The sequence below is a fragment of the Methylobacterium sp. Leaf104 genome (assembly GCF_001422885.1).
Taxonomy (GTDB): domain Bacteria; phylum Pseudomonadota; class Alphaproteobacteria; order Rhizobiales; family Beijerinckiaceae; genus Methylobacterium.
The window spans coordinates 63,703-86,836 of sequence record NZ_LMMZ01000006.1; the positions used below are offsets into that span (position 1 = coordinate 63,703).

A 23,134-nucleotide genomic window follows, 5' to 3' on the forward strand; every position below is an offset into this window, starting at 1 on the left:
TCGAGGTTCGAGGCCCGCGCCGCGGTGTGGCTCCGCTCAGTCGTCGCGGTAGACCCGCTCGCGGCGCTCGTGGCGCTCCTGCGCCTCGAGCGACAGGGTCGCGATCGGGCGGGCATCCAGGCGCTTCAGCGAGATCGGCTCGCCGGTCTCCTCGCAGTAGCCGTAGGACCCGTCCTCCAGCCGCGCCAGGGCGGCGTCGATCTTGCCGGTCAGCTTGCGCTGCCGGTCGCGGGCCCGCAACTCGATCGCCCGGTCGGTCTCGGACGAGGCCCGATCCGCTAGGTCGGGATGATTTTCGTTCTCGGTCTGTAACGCGACCAGCGTATCCTGAGCCTCGCGCAGAATATCAGACTTCCATCCGAGCAGTTTGCGGCGGAAATACTCCCGCTGCCGATCGTTCATGAACGGCTCGCTCTCGCTCGGTACGTACCCGTCCTCAATCGTGACCTTCGCCATTCGCGCCTCTTGCAGCCGGTCCGCGGCGATCATTTTGCGTGGCTATAATGCAGGGGGCAGGCCACGACAACGCATCGTGGTCCCTGCGCACCGCAATCCTCTCGGATGTTTTGCGCGCTGCGGCAAACACGCAACGGCTGCAAAGACGCCACTGGACGCTGTGCACTGCAACACTGGCCCTGCTTTGTCACTCACTTTCCATCTTGCGTTAAATTGCAGGTGTCCGATCGATCGCGGCGGGCCGTCCGTTAAATCGAAACTCCGAGATACCCTGGCGCGCAGGATTCCGCGGTTTCCATGAGGTTGGTCCGACCGATATGGCTCAAGTAAAAACTCTGGCGGATTCAGCTGTATTCTCTTTCATGGATCGATTTACTTTGGTCGACGATAATCGAATTATTCGATGGATTATGGATTGATCGATTCCTGCGATCGTCTCCGATTGGCCGACGGAGACGAGGGAACAGGCATCGAGCCGTGCGGTTCACCCGAGGCGATGCTGGCTATGGCGTGCGGGTCCCCCGTTCGGGACCCTCCTCGCGAGCGCGCCGCTTCCGCACCATCCTCGATCAGGAGACCGCCCCATGGCAGCCAAGGCCAAGACCCTTCACGACGCGTTCTACGAGACGCTCAAGGACGTCTACTACGCCGAGAAGCAATCCGTGCGAGCCCTGAAGAAGTCGGCCAAGGCGGCCGAGCACGAGGAGCTGCGCAGCGCCTTCGAGACCCATGCGGAGGAGAGCGCCGAGCAGGTCGAGCGCCTGCAGCAGGTGTTCGAGATCATCGGCAAGCCGGCCCGCGCCAAGACCTGTGAGGCGATGCAGGGCATCACCTCCGAGATGGAGGAGGACCTCGAAGACTTCGGGGACAGTCCGGCCGCCGATGCCGTACTCGCGGCCTGCGCCCAAGCCGTCGAGCACTACGAGATCGCCCGCTACGGCACACTGAAGACCTGGGCGCGTCAGCTCGGCTACGCGGATGCCGCCAAGCTCCTGGAGCAGACGCTCGAAGAAGAGAAGAAGACCGACGCACTGCTCAGCCAGATCGCCGAGCGGATCAACACCGAGGGCAGCGAGTCCGGCGACGAGGCGGACGACAGGCCGCGCGCCAAGACGAAGAAGGGCTGAGTTCGGCCCGCGCCGGTCCCTCTCCCGTCTCAGGCGGCGCGGGCGGCGGACAGCTTGGCGAGCTCGACGGCGGCCCGCAACTCGATCTCGGCGATCAGGGCGTCGAGGCGCGGGTCGCCGCTGCTGCCTCCGCGCTCGGCCAGGCGCCAGGCAATGGCTTGCAGGTCGCGTGTCGAGACGCGGCCCATGATCAGCGAGGCCTTGAGCCGGTCGAGCCCGTCGAGCAGGTCGTTGCCGCGCCGGGCCGACCGACGCCGGCGCTCCTCCGGCGTGTCGGCGTTGCTCTGGAGGGTGAGGATCGCGTCGAGGCCGGCCAGCGAGGCCGCCGCCGTCGCGCCCGGGCCGCTGGCTTGGGGGGCCGGACCTGCGACGGCGAAGGCCGGCGCGCCTTCGCTCCGGCGTGGTCCCGCATTCGGGCTGGTGGGGGCAATGACGAAGCGGGTGTCGACGCGCATGAGGTGGGACCGATCGGGGCGAAGGTCCGCCCGGCTCCGGCAGAATTCGTCCGCCCTGGTTAACCGGTCGTAAACGGCCCGGCAGAACCTGCCGACCCGGCACGAAGCGCCCCTGTCGCGCAGCGGACAGATGCCGGTGCCTTCAAAAAAGATCATTCAAAACCAACGCATTGGCGCAATCGTCCGGTTGGCATGGCCCTGGCAGACTGTTGGGAGACCTTCCCGCCGCAAAGTGCTCCATGACCGACGCTCCGAACGGCCCCACGCGAACCCGGCGCCTCGCCCTCTGCATCCTGGCAGGGTGGGCGATGCTGGTCGGCCAGGCGACGCCCGCCTCCGCCCTGTCACGGGTCAAGGACCTCGCCAGCGTCGAGGGCGTGCGCCAGAACCAGCTCGTGGGTTATGGCATCGTCGTCGGGCTCAACGGCACTGGCGACACCCTGAACAACATCCCGTTCACGAAGCAGTCCCTGCAGGCGATGCTGGAACGGCTCGGCGTGAACACCCGCGGCGCCACCATGCGCACGCAGAACCTAGCGGCCGTGATGGTGACGGCGAGCCTGCCGCCCTTCGCCACGCAGGGCAACCGCATCGACATCACCGTCTCGTCCCTCGGCGACGCCAAGTCCCTCCAGGGCGGCACCCTGCTGGTGACCCCGCTGCTCGGCGCCGACGGCGAGGTCTACGCCCTCGCGCAGGGCTCCGTCGCCATCGCGGGCTTCTCCGCCGAGGGCGACGCCGCCAAGATCACCCGCGGTGTTCCCACCAATGGGCGCGTACCCAACGGCGCGATGATCGAGCGCGAGATGGCGTTCAAGATGAACGACATGCGTTCGCTGCGGCTGTCCCTGCGCAACCCGGACTTCACCACCTCGAAGCGCATCGCGGCCGCGATCAACGACTTCATGGGCGCCGACACCGCCGAGCCGACCGATCCGGCGACGGTGACCCTGCAGATCCCGGCCCGCTACAGCGGCAACATGATCCGGCTCGTGACCGAGGTCGAGCAGCTCAAGGTCGAGCCCGACCAGACCGCCCGGGTCATCGTCGACGAGCGCTCCGGCATCATCGTGATGGGCCGCGACGTTCGGGTCTCCACGGTGGCGATCGCCCAGGGCAACCTGACGGTGACGATCACCGAGCAGCCGCAGGTGAGCCAACCGGCCCCGTTCTCCAACGGCACCACGACGGTCGTGCCGCGCACCGGCGTCAAGGTCGATACCGGCGACGGCAACAAGCTCGCCCTGGTCAAGGAGGGCGTGACCCTGCGCGAACTCGTCGACGGCCTCAACGCCCTCGGCATCGGCCCGCGTGACCTGATCTCGATCCTGCAGGCGATCAAGGCCGCCGGTGCCCTCCAGGCCGACATCGAGGTGATGTGATGATCGCCGCCACCCTCCCCCATCCTCAGACGGAGAGCTGATCCCATGCTGTTCGCGCCCCTCGCCGCCAGTGCCGCCCTCGGGGTCGGCAAGGCCATCGTCGGCGACATCGCCAAGACCGTGCAGAGCGCGGTCGGTTCCAGCGCCGGCTCCGCGGCCAAGTCGGCCGCCGAGGCGAAGGCGAAGAAGGCCTCGACCGATTTCGAATCGATGTTCCTGGAGCAGTCCCTCGACCGCCTGTCGCAATCGGAGGGCACGGACGGCCTGCTCGGCGAGAACGGCACCGGCGGCGGCGTCTATCGTTCGATGTTGACCAAGGAATATGCCGGCCAGATCGTGAAGAGCGGCGGCGTCGGGATCGCCGATCAGGTGTTCCGCGAGATGATGAAGATGCAGGAGGGCACCGGTGCAAAGGTCAGCTGACGCCCCGCCGCCCCGCGTGTCCGACCGGGCCGGGGCGACGGCCCTGGTGGCGGGCGTGATCGCGAGCCTCGAAGCGCTGGAAACCGTACTGGCGCGGGAGAGCGATCACATCCGGGTCGGCCGGCTGCGGGAGGGTCTCGCCGACACGGAGCGGAAATCCGCCCTCGCCGCCGCCTATCTCCAGGGCCTCGAGGCGACGAAGGCCAACGCCATCGCGCTCGCCCGCTTCGCGCCGGAGGGCATCGCCACCCTCAAGGCCGCCCATGCCCGCTTCACCCAGGCGCTGGAGACCAACCAGGCCGTGCTGGCCACGGCCCGGACCGTGTCGGAGGGCCTCGTGAAGACCCTGGCGGACGAGATCGGTCGGACCCGTACGCCGACCGTCTATGGCCGCCCGTCACAGGCGCCCTCCCCCTACAGCCGCAGCGGGGTCGCGCGCAGCCAGCCCCTCGTGCTGTCGCGCAGCCTCTGAACGACTGCGCCGCGCGGAGGGGAGGCCGATCCGCGCGAAGTCAGGGTCGCCCGTGGCCCATGCGGACGAAGGCGCGCACGGGCCCGAGTTCGGATTCGCTGCGCGTATCGATGGAGAGCTGTCCCGCGGTGACCGGCGCGGCGCCGTGGCCACCGATCGCGATCCCGCCCACGGCGCGACCGCTGAGGCGGATGCAGGTGGGCGAGCCCGGCACGCGAACGAAGCCGGCCCCCTGCTTCGGACAGGGTAGGCGTGTCTCCCCCTGCGCCTGCGGCCGAGGCCGCTCCGCCGCGCCGGCTCCATTCATGCCGCCGCAGACTGCCGGCACCAACACGGCCAGTGCGGTGCGCATCCTGTGATTCATGACCGGGCTCCCGCGTTCGAACCGGCCCTGGTTAAGCCATCCCGGCCGCCGGACCAACGCTCGCCCGTCACGCTCCTCAGCTGAGGTAATTCACCAGGTTGAGCTTCGAGAGCATCGAGGTCACCTGGTAGCTCGCCTGGAGCTGGGTCTGGAGCTGCAGCAACTGCGCGGTCACGTCCTCGGCCGAGATGTTCTCGACGCCGTCGAGGGATCCCTGCAGCGCAGCGCGGCTGGTTCGGTTGTCCGTCTTGGTGTCGGAAAGCGTGCTGGCGGCCAGGGCGAGGTCGCTGGCGATGCCGGGCACGCCGCCCGTCGTGTTGTCCGAGACGAGCAGGGTGCGGGCGTGATCGGACAGGGCGCTGAAGCGCTGGGCCTCCGGCGTTCCGCTCACGGCGGTGGTGCCCGCATCGGCCGCGATCATGGCGAGCCCGGCGAGCACGGTGCGGATGGGCGCTTCGTTCGCCTGCACGCCGATGTTCAGGACCCGGTTCCCACTGATCTGCGCCGTGGCCGTGCCGCGCGGATCGGCCGAGGTATCGTCTCCGGTGTACCAGATCACGGTCTTGGTGCTCGCCTGCTCGGCATAGCCGTTACCGTCGGCGCTGATGCGGCGGGGCGCGAGCCCGGCGGATTGCGATCCGGCAAAGAAATCCTGCGCGGCGCGCGAGGCCGAGCTCGCCGCCAGGCTCGTGGAGGCCGCGCCCTTCAGGGCGTTGGTGACGGCATTGCTGAGACTTTTGGCGACGGCGGCCTGGTCGCCCGCCAGGGAGAACGTGGTGGCGGAGGCGGGGTCTGCGGTGGCGGCGGCCGTTAGGGTCAGCGTCTGGGTCGTGCCGTCGCGCAGGGCGACGCTCACCGTCACGGTATCGCCCGCGACCGGTGTTCCGGTCACGCCCAGCGTCAGCGAGGCCGGCGTTCCGGTCCCGAAATCGGCCTGAACCCCGAGGCCGGCGGGACCCTGGATGCTGGCGACGGTCGCGGTCTTGAAGCGGTCGTTGAGGTAGGTCTGTGCCTCGGCCGCCGTGGCGAAGACCGGCATGGTGTCGGTCGCACCCGGGGTGGCGGACGCCTTCGCGGTCAGATCGACGAAGCTCTGGGTTCCGTCCGGCTGGTTGACCGCGATCCGGAGCCGGTCTCCCTCGGCCGGCGGCTTCGCGAGGGTGAAGGTCACGGCCGGCGCGGTCGCGGGCGTGGTCGCGCTCGCGGCGATCGCCGCCGCGTTCGAACTCGTCGCCGAGAGCAGGCGAAAGCCGAAATTGGCGCGTGTCTCCGTCCCGGCGGCCCCGGTGCCGTCCTCGCTGATCGTGACGGTCTGGCCCGTCGTTCCGGTCACGTTCGCGCTAAGACGTCCCGTGCCGGTTCCGAGATCGGCGTTCTTCTGCTCCGCGATCAGAGTCTTGAGACCGTCGAGGCCCTTCGCGACGTCGCCGTTGAGAATCGTGTCCGAGGCGACCACCGGCGGCGAATCGGTGGCGCGGCCGCCGAAGATGTACTGGCCCGCGAGATCGACGTTGAGGGCGTCCACCGCCGCGTCGAGGCTGTTGCGGGCGATCTGCGGCGTGTTGGCGACGGTCGAGTTGTTGCTGGCGGTCAGCGAGCGCTGCAGCCCGGCACCGAGGGTGTTGATCTGGGTCACGCTCGCATTGGCGAGGGTGACCCGGGTGGTGGCGTTCGTGATGGCCGCGTCGTAGCCGTCGAGGGCGCTGAGAGCGGCATGCGCGCTGAGGCTGGTGGTCCGGCCGGTGCCGAGGCCGCCATATGTGGCGGCGACCTTGCCGCTGGAGAGCTGGTTCGTCAGCGTGTCGAGGCGGCTCTTCAGCCCGACGAGGTTGGCCGTGTTGCGGTCGCCGAGATAGGTGCTGGCGTTGAAGGGAGCGATGCTCATCGATGCCTCTGAAGCGTGGGGGGCCTCGGTGGGATTCGGCGCAGGGGGGATCCGGACATGGCGGTCTCGGCCTAGATCCGCAGCAGGGTGTCGAGGAGGTCGCGGGCGGCCGTGAGCACCCGCGCATTGGCGCTGTAGGCGGTCTGGAGCTGCACGAGCTTCGACATCTCCTCGTCGATGCTCACGCCGGACACGGAGGCGACGCGGGACTGGGCGGTGGCGAGCGCGATACCCTGCCCCTCGTCGAGATTCTGCGCGGAAGCCGCGCCAGCGCCCTGCGCGTCGATGATGCGCTGGGCGAAATCCTGCACGCTCGCGGTGTAGGGCGCATCGACGCCGCCGATGCCGCTCGCCGCCGCGAAGGTCCGGCTCGCGCCGGTGAGGGCCTGGTAGAGGTATTGCGGCCGCGACGCGTCCGAAGCCAGGGTCTTGGAGGAGGTGTTCACGAGGTTGGCGGTGGTGCCGACCACCGCCTGGTTCACGCTGATGCGCTGCGCGAACCCGGTGAGCTGCGAGCCGCCGTCGAAGGAACCCGTATAGAGCGTGCCCTTTCCATCGCCGTCAACGAAGAGCGGAATCTGCAGCTGCCCGCTTTGGAAGTCCGCCGTGGTCTGGGGCTGTGTAACGCTGGCGCTCACACCGAGCAGGGTCGGTGCCCCGCCCGTCGGATTGGTGAGGATGCGCAGGCCGCCCGTGCCGGCGCTGGGCTGGCTGGTGACGCTGAAGCTCGACCCGAGGGCGGTCTGAATCGCGTCGCGCAGCCCGGTCGCCGTGCCCGTCAGCTTGATCGGGAGGATCGTCGCCGTCGGATCGTTGGTGTCCGCCGGGTCGATGCTCGGCGGCTGGTCCGAGGTGTAGGGCATCAGCACGAGGTTGCGCTGCGTGCCGGCGGCGTCCCGCACGCTCACCGTCACGGCATTGCCGGCGCTGAGCCCGCCGAGGTCGATGTCGAAGCCCGTGGAGGTCCCCGACGTCACCGCCGTCCCCGCGGCGCTGCGATCCGAGAGGGAGCGGGACAGGCCGGCCGCCAGTTCGTCGAGCTGCCGCTGGGCCTGCGGCAGGACCGCGTCGCGCAATTCGACCCCGGCCGCGAGCGAGCCCGAGCGGATCGCCTTGGTGGCGATGAGGTCGATCCGGGAGCCGCCCGGCGTGGTCGCGGTGATCGTCCCGACGCCGCGCGTGGCCGGGTTGTCGGTGTATTCCGAATCGGGTGACAGGGTGCCGCGCCCGTCGAAGCTCAGGATCGCCGCCGCGCCGCGGTCGACCAGCGTCATGCCCGAAGTGGTGATGACCGAGACGGTGCCGTCGCGCTGGTCGACGGTCTGCACGTCGAGGAAGGCGGACAGGCCGGTGATGGCCTGGTCGCGCTGATCGAGCAGGCTTACGCGGGCGCCCTCGTCGGTGGTGCCGGTGACCTGCATGTTCAGCTTGGCGATCGAGGCGAGATACTCGCTCGCCTTGGCGGTATCGCTGCCGAGCTGGCTCTCGGTGGCCGAGCGCAGGTCCTGCACGCCTTGCGCGATGGTGCCGATGGTGGAGGCGAGGTTCGCGGCCTTCGTCACCACCGTGGACCGGGCCGGCGCCGAGGTCGGGTCGCTGGCGAGCGATTGCAGCGACAGGGCGAAGTCGTTGACGACGCCGTCGAGGGCGGTGGCCGTCCCGGGTGTCCCGTAGAGCTGGTCGAGCTGCGTCCGCACCGCCGAGAGGGAACCCGTATAGGCGGCGCCCGAAGTCTCCATGCGCAGCTGCTTGAGCGAGGCCGCATCGAGGGCCCGGCCGATCGTACCGACTGAGACGCCGGAATTGCCGACGCCCGTCGAGACCGAGTCGAGGGTGCGCTTCGTGTATCCGACCGTGCCGACATTGGCGATGTTCTGCGAGACGACGCCGATCGCGGCCTGAGTCGCCTTCAGGCCGGCGGAGGCGGTGTTGATGGCGTTGAAGCTCACGAAGCCCCTCCCCTGGGTGTCGGATCGCGTCCGGTGTCAGGCGTCCTCAGCGAATGATGTTGATCAGCGCGGACATCATGTCCTGGGAGGTCGAAATGACCTTCGTGTTGGCCGAATACGCCTGTTGGGTTACGATCATCTTAGAAAATTCGCTCGCGATGTCGGTATTCGACTGCTCCACGTTGCTGCCCACGACGGTGGTGCCATTCAGGCCCACGAGGGGCGTGCCGGATTCGAGGGTCTGCTGGTAGGTACCGTTCGAATTCGCCTTCAGGCCGTCCGAGTTGGTGAACTGCACCACCTTGATGTTGGCCAGCGCGATCGTGTTGCCGTTGCTGTAGGTGCCCGAGACCTTGCCGTCCGTGGTGATGCTGAGATTGTTGAGCGTGCCGGAGGTGTAGCCGTCCTGGGTCAGCGTGTTGGTCGTCACCGTGCCGGCCGCTGCGGTGTAGGCGGTCAGGCCGCCGCTGCCGTAGCTGAGCTGGATGTTGCCGAGGTTGACCCCGTCCACGGTCAGCGCCGGGATCGTCACGCCGGTGGCGGAGGGCGATGTGAGCTGACCGCTGCTGTTGAACTGGAAGGCCGTGCCGGCATTGGTCCAGGGGGTCGCGGTGCTCGTGACGGTGCTCTGGTTGGCGTAGAACAGGTTCCAGACGTCGCTGGTGCCGCTCGCCGTGTCAGCGTTCTGGACCTTGGCCCAGCGGGTCTGGATGCCGACGGGGCCGCCGCTCGCCGTGTAGGCGGTCAGAGACGGGCCGGCGATGCTGCCGTTGATGAAGCTCGACGCATCGGCCGCCGACACCGTCGCGGCGCCGGTGCCGGAGAGGATGGCGGGGTTGGCGCCCGAGGCCAGGGTCCCGAGGAGCTCGGAGCCGGCCACGTTCGCCTTGGCGTTGGTGGTGGCGGGCGTCTTCGGCAGGTTGGCCGAATACGTGATGGTCGAGGTCGGATGGGCCGGCAGGATCGTGTTGGCGACCCGGATCGGACCCTCGCTCGTGGCCTGCCCGGTGACGGGGTCGAGGCTGGTGCCCTTCAGGTAGGAGCCGCCGCCGTTGACGAGATAGCCGTCCTTGTCGAGGGCGAAGTCGCCGCGGCGCGTATAGGTGTCGCCGCTCGCGAAGTTCGCCTGCCCGTTGGCGTCGCCGGACTTCGACGTCACGGCGAAGAAACCCTCGCCGTTGAGCGCCATGTTGGTGCCGATGTCGGTGGCGTTCAGGCTGCCCTGCACCGTGGTGGTCTGGCGGGAATTGGCCGCGACCGTCCCGGCCACCTGCCGGCTCGGCGTCTGCTGCTCGGCGACGAGATCGACGAAGCTCGTGTCGACCCGCTTGAAGCCGGTCGTCTGCGAGTTGGCGATGTTGCCCGAGATATTGTCGAGGGCGAAGGACTGCGCCTTCAGGCCGGAAACGGCCGTCTGCATCGCGGTGAAGACATCCATGGCCGAGAACCTTGCGTCACAGTGGTGGTGCCGGCGCGTTCCCGCCCGGGTCCCTAGGCCGTCGAGCAATCGGTGTGCCAGCGACAAATAGCTGTTTTTAAAGGGTTTTCTCAGACGTAGACCCGGCAGGAACCGCCTACCGCGTGGCGACACGGCAGGTTTTGCCGGGTCGCCCGGCGCGGAGGTGGACGTTTACGCGGCGTTATCGTCGTCCCGCCTATGGTCGCCGGACCAAGGTGTTGGATCGCGATCATGAGAGCCAAACGGTCGACCCTCGTCCATCTGATCTACTTCTCGCGATTGAACCTCGCGGCGGATGCGCCCACGCGCACCCGACAGATCGGCGAGATCACGCGGCAGGCGCAGAAGAAGAACGAATTCTCGGTGATCACCAGCTTCCTGGTCATCGAGCAGAACTTCGCCGCCCAGGTCATCGAGGGCGAGCGCACGTCCGTGAGCGAGACCTTCGCCCGGATCAGCAATGATTCGCGGCATCGCGACGTGCAGATCGTCGAGTGGCGCGAGATCCTGAAGCGGGAGTTCGTGAACTCCTTCACCACCGGGATCCGTGGCCCGGTGAACGACGCGATCTTCCAGAAGGCGAACCTGCTCCCGATGTTCCAGCGCGGAACCCCGAAGGGAATGGCCATCCATGCCCTCGCGGCGACGCTTCAGGCGGAGTCGATGACCAAGCAGGGTATCGACCACCTCTTCGTCTGATCCTGCGGTCGCCTGGCGCGCCGTCCTCGCGCCGTTCTCGAGAACCCGTGAAATTCCATGAGCGATACGCCCGCGATCCTCATCGTCGATGACCAGGAGAAGTTGCTCAAGCTGGTCATCCTGCTGATGAACCGGCTCGGCTTTCCCGACGTCGAGGGTGTGACCGACGCGGTCACGGCCCTCGAGCGCATGCGTCAGCGGCGTTACGCCCTCGTGATCTCGGATCTCGACATGGAGCCCATGGACGGGCTCTCGTTCCTGCGCGAGATCCGCGCGGACGACGCCCTGATGAACACGCCCTTCCTGCTGACCGAGGCGTCCTTCGACTTCGAGGACATCAACCTCGCGCACCAGGCCGGCGCCGACGCCTTCATCCTCAAGCCCTTCGACATGTCGGTGCTGAAGGCCAAGCTGAAGCAGGTCATCAACCGCAAGCCGCGCCGGCGCGAGGCGCCGCTCGCCGCCGAATCGGCGATCAGCATCGATTTTCCGATGCTGGGCAAGTTCTGAAGCAGGGCAAGTTCTGAAACAGGGCAAGTTCTGAAACAGGGAAAGTTCTCAGGCGTTCGGATCCGGCGCCAGGCCGGATCGGTCCAGGCACCCGGGTCTTATCGACGGGGACGGGCGAACCCTCGCCGATCGAGGCGCCGGCCGCGGCGAACGTCTCAGGCGGGGATGACCCGCCTGTAGAGGTGCCAGGTCGCGTGACCGAGGATCGGCATCACCACGGCGAGTCCGACGAAGAGCGGCAGGGAGCCGAGGACGAGCAGCCCGGCGACGACGAAGCCCCAGGCCGTGAGGGTGCGCGGGTTGCGCCGGAAGGCGGCGAGGGAAGTCTCGATCGCGGTCAGCATGTCGACATCCCGGTCCACCAGCATCGGCACCGAGACCACGCTGACCGCCAGCACCACCAGGGAGAAGGCGAAGCCGACGAGGTTTCCGATGACGATCAGGGCCCAACCCCGCGGCGTCGTCAGCACGTCCTGGGCGAAGGCGAAGATGGAATCCGGCACGCTCGCTCCGTAGAGCGCCCAGTAGATCCCCTGAGCCGCCACCAGCCAGCAGGCGAAGACCACCGCCAGGAGCAGCCCGAGCCCGGCGAGCGCGCCCGCCGCCGGCCGCGTCAGGTTGGCGAAGGCATAGGCCCAGTCGGTGGGCAGGCCCTGTTCGCGGCGGCGACTCAGTTCGTAGAGGCCGATCGCTGCGAAGGGGCCGATCAGGGCGAAGCCCGCCGCCAGCGGAAACACCAGCGGCAGGACCTCCGTGCCGAAGGCGGCGGTGGCCAGGACGATGCCGACGATGGGGTAGATCAGCCCGATGAACAGGGCGTGGGTCGGCATCGTCAGGAAGTCGTCGACGCCGCGCCGCAGGGCCGTCGAGAGGTCGCGCCCGTCGATGGCGTTCACCACCGGGCGGGCCATGCTGTGGCCGAAATCGTGGACGGGAAGGGTCGTCATGGCTCAAGCCCTCACGCAGGAGGAAAGCTCACGACGGCGACGCCCAAGCGATGTCTCGACAGATCGCGCCCATCCGGGCGGTTCCTGCCGCGCGTGCCCGTGCGTGGTGGCGCCGAGAGCGGATGTCCCCGACGCTAATCCCTTTTCGTGATCCTGTCTTTAGGATGTAAGTCCGAAGGCGAAGATTTTCGGATACTGATCTTGCGGTGCGAAAGCTTGACGTTTGGCGCCGCGGCTCAGGCCGCACGCTTCTGGTAATCTTTGATGTCGCTGAATCGCACGTCCGGCGCCCGCTCCTCCTCGTAGCGCAGGGAAAAGGCGGTGGTCGCCATGAAGACCGGGGCGCCATCGAGGTCGCTCGCCATGGCGGAGCCGTGGCTGCCGATGAACTTGTCGAGCTCGGGCTCCTTCTCGGCGGTGATCCAGCGGCAGATCGAGAATCGGGTCGGCTCGTAGTCGATCGGCAGGCCGTACTCGGCCTGGAGGCGCTCCTTCAGCACGTCGAGCTGGAGGGCACCGACGACGCCGACGATGGCCTGGGAGCCGTCATGCGGGCGGAAGACCTGCACCACGCCCTCCTCGCCCATCTGCTGCAGGGCCTCCTTCAGCTTCTTGGCCTTCATGGCATCGGTGAGCTTGATCCGCCGCAGGATCTCGGGTGCGAAGCTCGGCACGCCGCGGAAAACGATCTCCTCGCCCTCCGTCAGGGTATCGCCGATGCGCAGGGTGCCGTGGTTCGGGATCCCCACGACGTCGCCCGCGAAGGCCTCGTCGGCGATGGCGCGGTCCTGGGCGAAGAAGAATTGCGGCGCGGACAGCGACATCGGCTTGCCGGTGCGCACCAGCTTGGCCTTCATGCCCCGGTTCAGCCGCCCCGAGCAGACTCGCATGAAGGCGATGCGGTCCCGGTGATTCGGGTCCATGTTCGCCTGGATCTTGAAGACGAAGCCGGTCATCTTCGGCTCGGTCGGCACCACGAGGCGCTTGTCGGCATCCTGGCCGCGCGGCGGCGGCGCGAAGCGGGCGAGCCCGTCGATGAGGTCGCGCACGCCGAAATTGCGCAGGGCCGAGCCGAAGAACACCGGCGTGAGGTGTCCTTCCCGGAACGCCGCCAGATCGAAGCGCTTCAGGCCGGTCTCGGCGAGTTCCGCCTCCTCGCGCCAGGTCGCGGCCTCCCCGTCCTCGGTCAGCAACTGGTCGAACAGCGGATCCTCCACGCCGGTGACCGCCACGGTGCCGGCATCGTCGGCCGCGTCGAGGCGGCGCACGCGGCCGTTGCCGAGGTCGTAGGTGCCGGCGAAGCTCCGGCCGCGCCCGATCGGCCAGGTCACCGGCGCCACGTCGAGGGCTAGCACCTTCTCGATCTCGTCGAGGAGCTCGAAGGGGTCGCGTGCCTCGCGGTCGAGCTTGTTGATGAAGGTGACGATGGGGATGTCGCGCAGGCGGCAGACCTCGAACAGCTTGCGGGTGCGCGCCTCGATGCCCTTGGCCGCGTCGATCACCATCACGGCCGAGTCGACGGCCGTCAGGGTGCGGTAGGTGTCCTCGGAGAAGTCCTCGTGGCCCGGGGTGTCGAGGAGGTTGAAGACGCAGTCGCCGTACTCGAACGTCATCACCGAGGTGACGACGGAGATGCCGCGCTCCTTCTCGATGCCCATCCAGTCCGAGCGGGTCGACACCCGGTTGCGCTTGGCCTTGACCTCGCCGGCGAGCTGGATCGCGCCGCCAAACAGCAGCAGCTTCTCGGTGAGCGTGGTCTTGCCGGCATCCGGGTGCGAGATGATCGCGAAGGTGCGGCGGCGGGCGACGGGGTCGGCCTTCGCCTCCGGCGGCTTGATCTCAGACTGCATCAGCATGGCGGGCAAATATTTCCGGGTCCGCGCCTGGCGGCTTTGCGTTCGCGACGGGTAAGCGACGAAGGGCTGTTCTGTAGGCGTTTCGGGCGCGATGCGCAAAACTCAGCCGCGTCCGAGATAGGGCATGGCGGTGGCGACGACGGTCAGGAACTGGACGTTGGCCGAGAGCGGCAGGCCCGCCATGTAGACCACCGCGTCGGCCACATGCCGCGCATCCATCACGGGCTCGGGGCGGATGCTGCCATCCGCCTGCCGGGCCCCCTTGGCGATGCCGGCCGTCATCTCCGTCTCGGCATTGCCGACGTCGATCTGTCCGCAGGCGATGTCGTAGGGGCGCCCGTCCAGGGAGGTCGCCTTGGTCAGTCCGGTAATCGCGTGCTTGGTGGCCGCGTAGGGGGCCGAGTGCGGCCGCGGCGCCTGCGCGGCGATGGAGCCGTTGTTGATGATGCGCCCGCCGCGCGGATCCTGCGCCTTCATCATCCGGAAGGCGCCCTGCGTGCACAGGAACGCGCCGGTGAGGTTCACGTCCACGGAGCGCCGCCAGTCGTCGAGGGCGACCGCGTCGATCGCCGCCGCGGGCGTGAACACGCCCGCATTGTTGAACAGGAGGTCGAGCCGCCCGAACCGCTCGCCCACCCGGGCGAACAGCCGCGCCACCGACTCCGCATCCGCCACATCGGTCATCACGGCTTCCGCTGTAACACCCGCGGCCCCGGCCAGCCCTGCCACCTCCTCGAGGGGCGCGAGGCGCCGCCCCGCCAGGGCCAGGTCATAGCCCGCCGCGGCGAGCGCCAAGGCGACGCCCCGCCCGATCCCCGACCCCGCCCCCGTGACCACCGCGATCCGCCCGCTCATGTCCCGATCCCTCCTGCCGAACCCGCGAGAGCCATAAGCGCCCCCTCCCCCTGTTGCCAGCACCCGACACTGCGTCTAGACACACCTCCGCCGAGCGCGATGGGGCGTCGCCAAGTGGTAAGGCAGCGGTTTTTGGTACCGCCATTCCCAGGTTCGAATCCTGGCGCCCCAGCCAAACTTTCCTTGTGTTTCAGGGAGATGGCCGCGCGGACTTCTCGGCCACAGCGGAACAGACCGTGTTTTTGAGACGCACAAGAGTCGGCACAGTCGACTGAGGCGTACGAAACGGCTTCTGTGGCCCTCCCGCCATAGGCTCGCAGGCCCACCTCCCCTATCCCGTCCGGCCCGCATCAGCCGCCGGATCCCATGCCAGCCTCACCGAAGCTGAAACTCGTCCCCGCCGATGCGAAGATCTGGCGCGAGGCCTTCCTGAACCTCCGGTCCAGCGTCGTCCCGTGCCCTGGCTTCACGCTCCAATCCTGGGGCGGCGCGCACGAGGCGTGCGTCGACTTCCTCGATCGCTGGGCGGATGAGGCCGTGGCCCTCGGATGGACGACGCTGGAGGTGTTCGGGGTTCATCCGGAGATCGGCACCATCCCAGTCGACTTCTGCGGCGCTATGGTGCTCAGCGCGGAACGGGTGTCCGGAGTCTCCGAGAAGCACATGCGATTCGGTAATATGACGTTCTATTGGGACAAGCCCGGTCGGCCCGAGGGCGCAGTGCCGATCTGGCTGTTCGGTCGGTGACGGCGTGCCATCACATGTTATTCAGCCCCGATGGATTCGTCACTGCCCGCTGATCACCCACTGCCGCCGCTCGTCTTTGCCGTCGACGATCTCGACGGAGCCGTTGCAGCATTTCTGGAAAACCCGAGAGCCTACGTGATCATCTCTAGCGAAGGCCGAACCATCGACGTCGCCGCTGTGGTGCGAGCTGACGATTTCGCCAGCCGGGCCGTTGCCAGCCTCAACGCCGACGCCAGCTATCGTCAGATGGCTGTGCGCACCGCGATCCTCTTGGCCCGGCCGCAGAAGGGCTGAAGCGGAATGCGGGGGCACCGGAAAGTCGTTGAGGGAGCGCGCTTCAATCTGCGTCCGGCAGCTGACGCTCTAGGAAGGGTGGAGCTTTTCCACGAGGGGCAGTTTGAAGGGGTCTTCACGAGCGAAGCCGAAGCTCTGGCATATGCCGAGGAAGCGATATTGCCAGAATACCGCGTCGGGTCCGCCAGCGTGAACATTGGCAGACCGAAGAAATGGATTGCTGCAGCATCTCACCCCAAGCGGGTTCGATGACGATGCAATCGATCGCAAGCCTGATACGCACGCGATGATCAGTGGGCTCTACAAGGCGCCATCCGTAGCCGAGAACGAGAGTGTCGTCGTGCACAACGTGATCCGTCTGCCCCGCTTGGAGAAAGCATGACTCAACAAGCCCCCACGTCCGACGAGATCTTGCGTGCGGCCGCGTTCCTGAAAAAGCGTGGCCGAAACGTCGAGCCCATCCCAGGTGACAAGGCAGGGCTCTACAAGATCGACGGGCACATCAGCACCGGGCACGACGTGGTGCGGCACGCGGTGATGGCAGGCTGGAAGATTGGCGGACAGCAGGACAGTCCCGCGCCCAAGCCAGCGAAGAAACCGTGAGTGGGGGCAAAAGCTGAGGGCCGAAGCATGCTATCCGGTGGCATGCCTCGCTGGTTCTTCCTCCTATTCGCCATCGCCCTCGGCCTATCCGTCGTCGGCGGCGTGCTGATCTTCCTGCGGTCGCCCACGCCGGTCGAGCAGCCGGCGAACTGAGCCTTCGAGCGCGAGCTTTCGGCTTCCCTCAGGCATGGGCCGTCGGGAGCTCGCTCACCTGCGTGGTGTAGCGCGGGGTTCGCATCTCAAACTTCGTCGACCAGGTTCGCTTCTCGGTAAGCCCGGCGCGGGCCGGCACGACGGCGCCCCGACCGAAGCGCTCGTTGCAGGCGTCCATGGCCGCCATCAGCGGCGCGCTGCGCCCGCGGTCCAACCGGCCGATCAGCGCCCGCGGTGCGTCCTCAAGCAGCGTCAGGTCGGTCGTGACCACGCCGGCTTTGCTGTAGCGCCAGGGCCGGTCGCCAGGCGCCTCTCGCCAGGTTCGCGCCACGCCAGCCTGCGCTGCCTTGATCAGCGCCAGCGTGTCGTTCGTCGCCTCCGGTAGCGTCACGGTCGTCGAGACCGAGCGCATCGGATCGCCGCGGTCATGCTCGCTCGTGTGGTAGAAAACCGAGACATGCGTGGTCCCAAGGCCGCCACGCCGAAGCTTCTCGCCGAGCCGCGTCGCGTGCGCGGCAACCGCCTGCTCCAGGGTCTCGCGCTCGGTGATGCGCCGGGAGAACGAGCGGGTGACCGCGCAGCCCTTTCGCTGGGCCGGCATGAGCTCGAGGGGCAGACAGGCCAGTCCGCGCAACTCGTAGATGATGCGTTCGCCCACCACTGTCATGGCCTTGCGCACCGGACGTGGGTCGAGGTCGCGTAGATCCGCCACCGTGTCGACCCCGAGGCCGATCAGCTTGGGGAGCGAGGCCCGGCCGATGCCCCAGACCTCGGCCACCGAGATCCGGCAGAGCCAGTGGTCGTAAGCGACCGGGGCGGTCAGGTCGCAGACACCGTCGAGATCCGGGATGGACTTCGCGATGTGGTTGGCGAGCTTGGCCAGTGTCTTCGTCGGGCCGATGCCCACGCAGGTCGGGATGCCGGTCCAGGCCCGCACCGTGGCTCGCAGGTCCCGGGCCACCGCCACCCGGTGCCGGTCGCGCACGTCCGAGAGGTCGAGGAAGCTCTCGTCGATGGAGTAGATCTCCACCGCTGGCGAGAAGTCCCGGTAGACCGCGTTCGTGCGGGCACTCATGTCGCCGTAGAGGGTGTAGTTCGACGAGAAGACGCGCACGCCCTCGTGCTGGCACTGCTGGCGGATCTTGAACCAGGGATCGCCCATCTTGATCCCGAGCGCTTTGGCCTCCGCCGTCCGGGCGATGGCGCAGCCGTCGTTGTTGGAGAGCACGATGACCGGCACGCGGGCGAGCTTGGGATCGAACAGTTCGGCGAGATCCCTGACGACTTTGCCGAGGCATTGCAGAACGCCTGAGGCAGCCATGACCTTCAGCGAGGAGGCGGCCGAGTTGCATGGGATCGAGGCCGTCGCAATGAGCCTGGGAATGACCAGTGCTACGTTCGAACGAATCCTACGCGAAGTCATCGCAACGGCGCAGGTCGTGGGCGCCTCACCGGTGGAACGGCTCGTCGCGAGCGTCAGCCTGCTGCGCTCCGGCCGAACGAACGTTGGTCGATGGACTTCGTCTCCGACGCGCTGTTCGACGGCCGCCGGCTGCGGGCCCTGACGGTCGTCGATGCGTTCACGCGCGAGGCTCTGGCGATCGAGGTCGATCAAGGCATCAAGGGCGAGCAGGTCGCGGCAGTTGTCGGCCGCTTGGCGCTGCTGCGCGGAGCACCGTGCGCGATTCAGGTCGATAACGGGCCTGAGTTCGTCTCGAAGGCACTCGATCGCTGGGCCTACGAGAACGGTGTCACGTTGGACTTCTCGCGCCCTGGCAAGCCGACCGACAACGCGCTGGTCGAGTCGTTCAACGGTCGCCTGCGCGACGAGTGCCTGAACGCGAACTGGTTCTTGTCGTTGGCCGACGCGAGGAGCAAGATCGAGACGTGGCGGCGGCACTACAACGAGAGCCGTCCTCACACCGCCCTGGGGTGGCGAACGCCCCAGGAATTCGCCCTGGCGGCGGCCCTGCGGGCCGCCAAATGAGACCCGGAACCTCACCTTTCGGCCGGACCAAGATCCGGGGGACCCTCAGGCCTACCGCGCACTAACTTTACCCTTGGACCACCGCGTGGGGGCCGATCATCAGAGCCTGTTTGAGGCGGTTTCTTTTAGGCTGGGTTGTTGAGGGCGTTGGCGGCCATCAGGCTGGCGACGCAGGCGAGGCGACCTGTTGCGACGTCAAGGCGACCGGCGCGCTCGCGGTGTAGGCCGGCCCAATGGCTGAGCCAGCCGAAGGTCCTCTCCACGACCCAGCGCCGCTCCAAGACGACGAAGCCCTTCTGGTCCGGCAATTTCTCGACGACGCGGTGGCGCATGCCATGGACGAGGCACCATTCTTGGCCGCGCTCGGCTGTGAAGGCACCGTCGAAGATGGCCAATCGCAGGCTGGGCCACGTTTCCTTGCCATTATCGAGAGCCGGGAGCGTGTCGCGATCCTGCACGTTCGCTGGCACGACGGCGAGCGCCAGCACGTGCCCTTCGGCATCGACCAATGCGACGCGTTTGCGCCCGACCAGCTTCTTGGCTCCGTCATAACCGCGTGGTCCGCGCACACCGATGCACTTGATGCTTTGCGTGTCGACGATTGCCAGCCGCGGCTCCGGCCGGCGTCCGCAACGCTGTCGTTGCCGGCGGGTCGATTTCGCATCAGGTCCTCGAACAGGCCCTTCTCGATCCAGCGCCGGAACCAGCCGTAGACCGTACGCCAGGGCGGAAAGCTCCCCGGCAGCGCCCGCCACGCGCCGCCAACCCGCAGGTGCCAAGCAATCGCTGCTAGAGCATTTTCGGTTTAATCAGGATCATATCCAGCGGCTTTGAAGAAGTTTGCGCATTCGCGGGCGGTGACGGTGTCGATGAGGTTTCCGATGGCCGACCATAGGCCATCGCGCGTGCGCTCAGCCGCCGAGCGCAGAAGGGCTTTGAGCTTGGAGAACGCCATTTCGATCGGGTTGAAGTCCGGACTGTAGGGCGGCAGGAACAGGAGTCGCCCGCCAGCTGCCTCGATGGCGGCCCGCACGCCCGCGCCCTTGTGGCTTCCGAGGTTGTCCATCACGACGATGTCGCCGGGCGTGAGTTCGGGCACCAGCACCTCATCGACATAGGCTTGGAAGGCCGTGCGGTTGATGGGTCCGTCGAGGACGAACGGAGCCGCCACCCCCGTCAGGCGCAGGCCCGCCACGAAGGTCGTGGTCTTCCAATGGCCGTGCGGAACGGCGGAGCGCAGCCGCTGGCCGCGCTGACAGCGCCCGTGGGTGCGGGCCATGTTGGTGGCAGTCCAGGTCTCGTCGATGAAGATCAGGCGGGCCGGCTCGAGGTCTGGCTGAGCTTCGAACCAGGCTTCCTGGGCCGCCTTCACATCCGGCCGTTCCTGCTCGGCGGCATGGGCTGTCTTTTTTTGTACGTGAGGTCGCGGGCGTCGAGGAAAGCCCACAGCGTCCCCAGCCCGACCTCGAGGTCATGCTCGGCCAGTAGCCGGGCGCGCATCTCCTCCAGGGTGAGATCGGGCTTCTCCGCGATCAGCCCCCGCAGGAACGCCTCGTGCGGATCGAGCTTCGACGTGCGCGGACGTCCCTGGGGATGGGCCGCCACTGTACCGGTAGCCTCGACGGCGGCAGCCCAGCGGATTGCAGTGGCGATCCCGACCCCGAAGCGGGCGGCGGCCCGGCGCCGAGAGGTTGCCGCCGCCGCGTCCACGACCCGCTCGCGCAAGTCCAGGCTGTAGGGTCGCCCCATGTCGCGCTCCTCATCCGAAGCGTCAAGGGAATCAGTTCGCAAAAGCCTTGTGAACCCAAAAACCCCGACTCAGCTAAAGCCGAAAACGCTCTAGCACTTGGCGCGCAGGCGTCGCTCCCGGACTGCTTGGCGGATCTGCCCGCTCCACGAAGCGAGTGACCTCGTCCAAGCCTGCCTGCAGCACCATGTCCTTCAGACGCGCCTCATGACGCGCCCGATGTCGGTCCGTCCACATCTGCTCTCCACTCCGCCCCGCCAGGCGGAATTCGTGTTTGCACACGAGGCAGATGGGGACGGACGGCTGAGGGGCTCAAACAGGCACTCAGTGCGAACCGTCGAGGGACTGTGGTCAGCCATCGGGCACCTCGTCGACACCGTCACGCCCGTCCAGTGCGCCAACTTCATCTCCGCCGCAAGAGACGAACCAAATTAAACCGAAACCGCTATAGCGGTACTGAGCTTGAAATGGAAAGAGGCTTAAAGGCCCTCGTTTTACGCCGCCCAGGCCGGTAGCAGCGTTAAAAATTTAAAACAATAAATTCTATATATCGCTAGAGGACATAGATATACATCATATAATTTGTCGAATTTTATAATTTATAACACATATATAATTAAAACCTGTTTGATGTTTTTACAAATTAATGTTGAAGGAAATTAAATTTAAATTTTCATACGATTAGTACGTCATTATACCGAGCGAAGTTATATAATTGCGAATTTCATTTGAGTCTCCCTATGCGTATGCTCCTCAGGGGCTGACATTGACCCAGTCGCTTGATGCAGCGACGCATTAGCGTTAACAGCGTCCCCGACCCTTTAACGCAAATCGATCAGTTCGACTCGTGGCGTTACCACGTTCATGTTTCAGAAGCGTGATACTTGGATGACGATTAACACTGACTTGAATCATCATACAAAGTGATTGGCCAGAAATCTAATCAAGCATTCTTTCATGCTCCTACGAGATTAGGGCTGCCTAGGCGCTCACGGGGTAACGAAAACCTAACCTTGAGAGACTTACACCCATGTGCGGAATCGTTGGCATCGTCGGACGGGACGCCGTGGCCGGGCAGCTGGTGGAAGCCCTGCGCCGGCTCGAATATCGCGGCTACGACTCGGCCGGCATCGCCACCCTGACCCAGGGGCACCTCGAGCGCCGGCGGGCCGAGGGCAAGCTCTCCAACCTCGAGATGCGCCTGCGNAATCCCACTGGAAGGTCTCGGCCTCGGTGACCTCGACGGCCTTAAACCCATGTGCGGAATCGTTGGCATCGTCGGACGGGACGCCGTGGCCGGGCAGCTGGTGGAAGCCCTGCGCCGGCTCGAATATCGCGGCTACGACTCGGCCGGCATCGCCACCCTGACCCAGGGSCACCTCGAGCGCCGGCGGGCCGAGGGCAAGCTCTCCAACCTCGAGATGCGCCTGCGCGACGCGCCGCTSGCCGGCAGCATCGGCATCGGCCACACCCGCTGGGCCACSCACGGGCGCCCCAACGAGACCAACGCCCACCCGCACGCCACGGCGCGCCTCGCCGTCGTGCACAACGGCATCATCGAGAACTTCCGCGAGCTGAAGGCCGAGCTCCAGGCGCAGGGCGTGCGCTTCGAGAGCGAGACCGACACCGAGGTGGTGGCCCAGCTCGTCAGCCACGCCATGGASGGRGGCCTGGGTCCCGTCGAGGCGGTGGCCGCCTGCCTGCCGCGCCTGCACGGGGCGTTCGCCCTCGGCTTCGTCTTCGCCGGGCACGACGACCTCCTGATCGGCGCCCGCCACGGGGCGCCGCTGGCCATCGGGTTCGGCGAGGGCGAGACCTATCTCGGCTCGGATGCCCTGGCGCTGGCSCCCTTCACGGAAGCGATCACCTATCTCGACGAGGGCGACTGGGCGATCCTGTCGCGCGCGGGCGCCGAGATCCGCGAYCAGGCCGGCCGGCCCGTCACCCGCGAGCGCCAGCGCATCGTCGCCCAGGCCTTCCGGGTGGAGAAGGGCAACCACCGCCACTTCATGGCCAAGGAGATCCACGAGCAGCCCGAGGTGGTGGGCCGCACGCTCGCCCACTACGTCGACCTCGCCCAGGGCCGCGTGGCGCTGCCCGAGGCCCTGCCTTTCGACTTCGCCCGGCTCTCGCGGATCTCGATCACCGCCTGCGGCACGGCCTACTATGCCGGCCTCGTGGCCAAGTACTGGTTCGAGAGCCTGGCCCGGCTCCCCGTCGAGATCGACGTCGCCTCCGAGGCGCGCTACCGCGAGCCGCCGCTCGACCGGGACGGGCTCACCCTCGTCATCTCGCAATCGGGCGAGACCGCCGACACCCTGGCGTCGCTGCGCTACGCCAAGGCACAGGGCCAGCACACCCTGGCGGTGGTCAACGGCGCTCCGATTTCAGGGCGTGCCGAAAGACCGAGGAGNTACCGCGAGCCGCCGCTCGACCGGGACGGGCTCACCCTCGTCATCTCGCAATCGGGCGAGACCGCCGACACCCTGGCGTCGCTGCGCTACGCCAAGGCGCAGGGCCAGCACACCCTGGCCGTGGTCAACGTGCCGACCTCCACCATCGCCCGGGAGGCCTCCGCCACCGTGCCGACCCTGGCCGGCCCCGAGATCGGGGTCGCCTCCACCAAGGCGTTCTCGTGCCAGCTCACCGTGCTGCTGTGTCTGGCCATCCATGCGGGCCGGGCGCGCGGCACCCTCGGCGCCGAGGCGGAGCGCCGCCTGGTCGACGCGCTGATCACCGTGCCGGGCCTGATGGCCGACGCGAC

At 67.2% G+C, this 23,134-nt stretch carries 23 protein-coding genes, 1 tRNA gene and 4 pseudogenes; 15 read left to right on the forward strand and 13 right to left on the reverse strand.

Translation table 11 applies throughout. The features are described from left to right. Positions 1-36: 36 nt before the first annotated feature. A complete protein-coding gene (dksA, locus tag ASF49_RS07810) occupies positions 37-456 on the reverse strand; it encodes an RNA polymerase-binding protein DksA (protein WP_055951344.1) in 420 nt (139 codons plus the stop codon). Between the two features lie 584 nt (positions 457-1,040). Between dksA and ASF49_RS07815 the strand changes: the two genes are divergently transcribed. Further along, positions 1,041-1,583 (forward strand): YciE/YciF ferroxidase family protein, encoded by a 543-nt coding sequence (locus tag ASF49_RS07815; RefSeq protein WP_056470297.1) that lies wholly within the window; start codon positions 1,041-1,043, stop codon positions 1,581-1,583. 29 nt (positions 1,584-1,612) lie between these two features. Here ASF49_RS07815 and ASF49_RS07820 read toward each other — a convergent pair whose 3' ends face one another. Further along, complete coding sequence (locus tag ASF49_RS07820; RefSeq protein ID WP_056470300.1) at positions 1,613-2,038, reverse strand: flagellar assembly protein FliX; 426 nt, start codon at positions 2,036-2,038, stop codon at positions 1,613-1,615. Positions 2,039-2,346: 308 nt separating this feature from the next. On the opposite strand from ASF49_RS07820, the gene ASF49_RS07825 reads away from it, so the two are divergent. The 3 genes from ASF49_RS07825 to ASF49_RS07835 are packed head-to-tail and all read left to right on the forward strand — an operon-like array spanning position 2,347 to position 4,315. Continuing rightward, a complete protein-coding gene (locus ASF49_RS07825; RefSeq protein WP_243214644.1) occupies positions 2,347-3,420 on the forward strand; it encodes a flagellar basal body P-ring protein FlgI in 1,074 nt (357 codons plus the stop codon). Between the two features lie 45 nt (positions 3,421-3,465). Beyond that, positions 3,466-3,843, forward strand: coding sequence for a rod-binding protein (locus ASF49_RS07830; protein ID WP_056470305.1), 378 nt, complete (start codon positions 3,466-3,468; stop codon positions 3,841-3,843). After that, the gene (locus tag ASF49_RS07835) at positions 3,827-4,315 is read left to right on the forward strand and encodes a hypothetical protein (protein WP_056470308.1); all 489 of its coding nucleotides are present in this window, start codon (positions 3,827-3,829) and stop codon (positions 4,313-4,315) included. Before ASF49_RS07830 ends, ASF49_RS07835 begins: the two co-directional genes overlap by 17 nt. Before the next feature lie 40 nt (positions 4,316-4,355). Here ASF49_RS07835 and ASF49_RS07840 read toward each other — a convergent pair whose 3' ends face one another. From ASF49_RS07840 to ASF49_RS07855, 4 genes are all read right to left on the reverse strand, one after another. Next, positions 4,356-4,679 carry a porin gene (locus tag ASF49_RS07840; RefSeq protein WP_156652920.1) on the reverse strand — a complete coding sequence of 108 codons (324 nt, stop codon included), beginning with the start codon at positions 4,677-4,679 and terminating at the stop codon, positions 4,356-4,358. A gap of 76 nt (positions 4,680-4,755) precedes the next feature. After that, on the reverse strand, positions 4,756-6,564 hold the full coding sequence (locus ASF49_RS07845; protein WP_056470314.1) for a hypothetical protein: 1,809 nt from the start codon (positions 6,562-6,564) through the stop codon (positions 4,756-4,758). Positions 6,565-6,635: 71 nt separating this feature from the next. Beyond that, positions 6,636-8,513 (reverse strand): flagellar hook-associated protein FlgK, encoded by a 1,878-nt coding sequence (gene flgK / locus ASF49_RS07850; RefSeq protein WP_056470318.1) that lies wholly within the window; start codon positions 8,511-8,513, stop codon positions 6,636-6,638. 46 nt (positions 8,514-8,559) lie between these two features. After that, entirely contained in the window at positions 8,560-9,951 is a 1,392-nt protein-coding gene (locus tag ASF49_RS07855) for a flagellar hook protein FlgE (RefSeq protein ID WP_056470321.1), read from the reverse strand. A gap of 252 nt (positions 9,952-10,203) precedes the next feature. On the opposite strand from ASF49_RS07855, the gene ASF49_RS07860 reads away from it, so the two are divergent. Next, the gene (locus ASF49_RS07860; RefSeq protein ID WP_056470325.1) at positions 10,204-10,671 is read left to right on the forward strand and encodes a BLUF domain-containing protein; all 468 of its coding nucleotides are present in this window, start codon (positions 10,204-10,206) and stop codon (positions 10,669-10,671) included. 57 nt (positions 10,672-10,728) lie between these two features. Next, complete coding sequence (locus ASF49_RS07865) at positions 10,729-11,181, forward strand: response regulator (RefSeq protein WP_056470328.1); 453 nt, start codon at positions 10,729-10,731, stop codon at positions 11,179-11,181. A gap of 155 nt (positions 11,182-11,336) precedes the next feature. Here ASF49_RS07865 and ASF49_RS07870 read toward each other — a convergent pair whose 3' ends face one another. The 3 genes from ASF49_RS07870 to ASF49_RS07880 form a co-directional block, all read right to left on the reverse strand. Further along, positions 11,337-12,128 (reverse strand): DUF2189 domain-containing protein, encoded by a 792-nt coding sequence (locus tag ASF49_RS07870; RefSeq protein ID WP_056470331.1) that lies wholly within the window; start codon positions 12,126-12,128, stop codon positions 11,337-11,339. A gap of 236 nt (positions 12,129-12,364) precedes the next feature. Beyond that, positions 12,365-13,984 (reverse strand): peptide chain release factor 3, encoded by a 1,620-nt coding sequence (locus tag ASF49_RS07875; protein WP_056470334.1) that lies wholly within the window; start codon positions 13,982-13,984, stop codon positions 12,365-12,367. A 102-nt stretch (positions 13,985-14,086) separates the two neighbouring features. Then, positions 14,087-14,839: an SDR family oxidoreductase gene (locus ASF49_RS07880; protein ID WP_056470337.1), complete on the reverse strand. Its 753-nt coding sequence runs from the start codon at positions 14,837-14,839 to the stop codon at positions 14,087-14,089. Between the two features lie 100 nt (positions 14,840-14,939). Here ASF49_RS07880 and ASF49_RS07885 point away from each other — a divergent pair. From ASF49_RS07885 to ASF49_RS07895, 5 genes are all read left to right on the forward strand, one after another. Further along, positions 14,940-15,014, forward strand: a tRNA-Gln gene (locus ASF49_RS07885). 191 nt (positions 15,015-15,205) lie between these two features. Further along, positions 15,206-15,586: a hypothetical protein gene (locus tag ASF49_RS07890; protein ID WP_056470339.1), complete on the forward strand. Its 381-nt coding sequence runs from the start codon at positions 15,206-15,208 to the stop codon at positions 15,584-15,586. Positions 15,587-15,616: 30 nt separating this feature from the next. Further along, complete coding sequence (locus tag ASF49_RS23540; protein ID WP_156652922.1) at positions 15,617-15,880, forward strand: hypothetical protein; 264 nt, start codon at positions 15,617-15,619, stop codon at positions 15,878-15,880. A 217-nt stretch (positions 15,881-16,097) separates the two neighbouring features. Further along, on the forward strand, positions 16,098-16,262 hold the full coding sequence (locus tag ASF49_RS23545) for a hypothetical protein (protein WP_156652924.1): 165 nt from the start codon (positions 16,098-16,100) through the stop codon (positions 16,260-16,262). Next, entirely contained in the window at positions 16,259-16,483 is a 225-nt protein-coding gene (locus ASF49_RS07895) for a hypothetical protein (RefSeq protein ID WP_056470342.1), read from the forward strand. Before ASF49_RS23545 ends, ASF49_RS07895 begins: the two co-directional genes overlap by 4 nt. 181 nt (positions 16,484-16,664) lie before the next feature. Here ASF49_RS07895 and ASF49_RS07900 read toward each other — a convergent pair whose 3' ends face one another. Then, the gene (locus ASF49_RS07900; RefSeq protein WP_056470345.1) at positions 16,665-17,957 is read right to left on the reverse strand and encodes a Y-family DNA polymerase; all 1,293 of its coding nucleotides are present in this window, start codon (positions 17,955-17,957) and stop codon (positions 16,665-16,667) included. Between the two features lie 141 nt (positions 17,958-18,098). Here ASF49_RS07900 and ASF49_RS07905 point away from each other — a divergent pair. Next, positions 18,099-18,623, forward strand: a pseudogene (locus ASF49_RS07905) (IS3 family transposase); the annotation flags it as partial. A 125-nt stretch (positions 18,624-18,748) separates the two neighbouring features. Here ASF49_RS07905 and ASF49_RS22965 read toward each other — a convergent pair. The 3 genes and pseudogenes from ASF49_RS22965 to ASF49_RS22970 all read right to left on the reverse strand — a co-directional run bounded on the left by ASF49_RS22965 (position 18,749) and on the right by ASF49_RS22970 (position 20,372). Then, entirely contained in the window at positions 18,749-19,348 is a 600-nt protein-coding gene (locus ASF49_RS22965) for a transposase (protein ID WP_431739904.1), read from the reverse strand. After that, positions 19,345-19,407, reverse strand: a pseudogene (locus ASF49_RS24845) (hypothetical protein); the annotation flags it as partial. The pseudogene ASF49_RS24845 and the gene ASF49_RS22965, both read right to left, overlap by 4 nt. 21 nt (positions 19,408-19,428) lie before the next feature. Next, a protein-coding gene (locus ASF49_RS22970) for an IS630 family transposase (RefSeq protein WP_156652931.1) occupies positions 19,429-20,372 on the reverse strand; the annotation gives its coding sequence in 2 pieces (ribosomal slippage) (positions 19,429-20,036 and positions 20,036-20,372; 945 coding nt in all). A 328-nt stretch (positions 20,373-20,700) separates the two neighbouring features. Between ASF49_RS22970 and ASF49_RS24160 the strand changes: the two are divergent. The 3 genes and pseudogenes from ASF49_RS24160 to ASF49_RS23550 all read left to right on the forward strand — a co-directional run. Next, positions 20,701-20,805, forward strand: a pseudogene (locus tag ASF49_RS24160) (IS630 family transposase); the annotation flags it as partial. An 821-nt stretch (positions 20,806-21,626) separates the two neighbouring features. After that, positions 21,627-22,783 (forward strand): glutamine--fructose-6-phosphate transaminase (isomerizing) (glmS, locus tag ASF49_RS07930; RefSeq protein ID WP_156652933.1); only part of this gene is annotated, 1,157 nt, incomplete at its 3' end. 1 nt (position 22,784) lies between these two features. Continuing rightward, positions 22,785-23,134 (forward strand): annotated as a pseudogene (locus ASF49_RS23550) (SIS domain-containing protein); the annotation flags it as partial.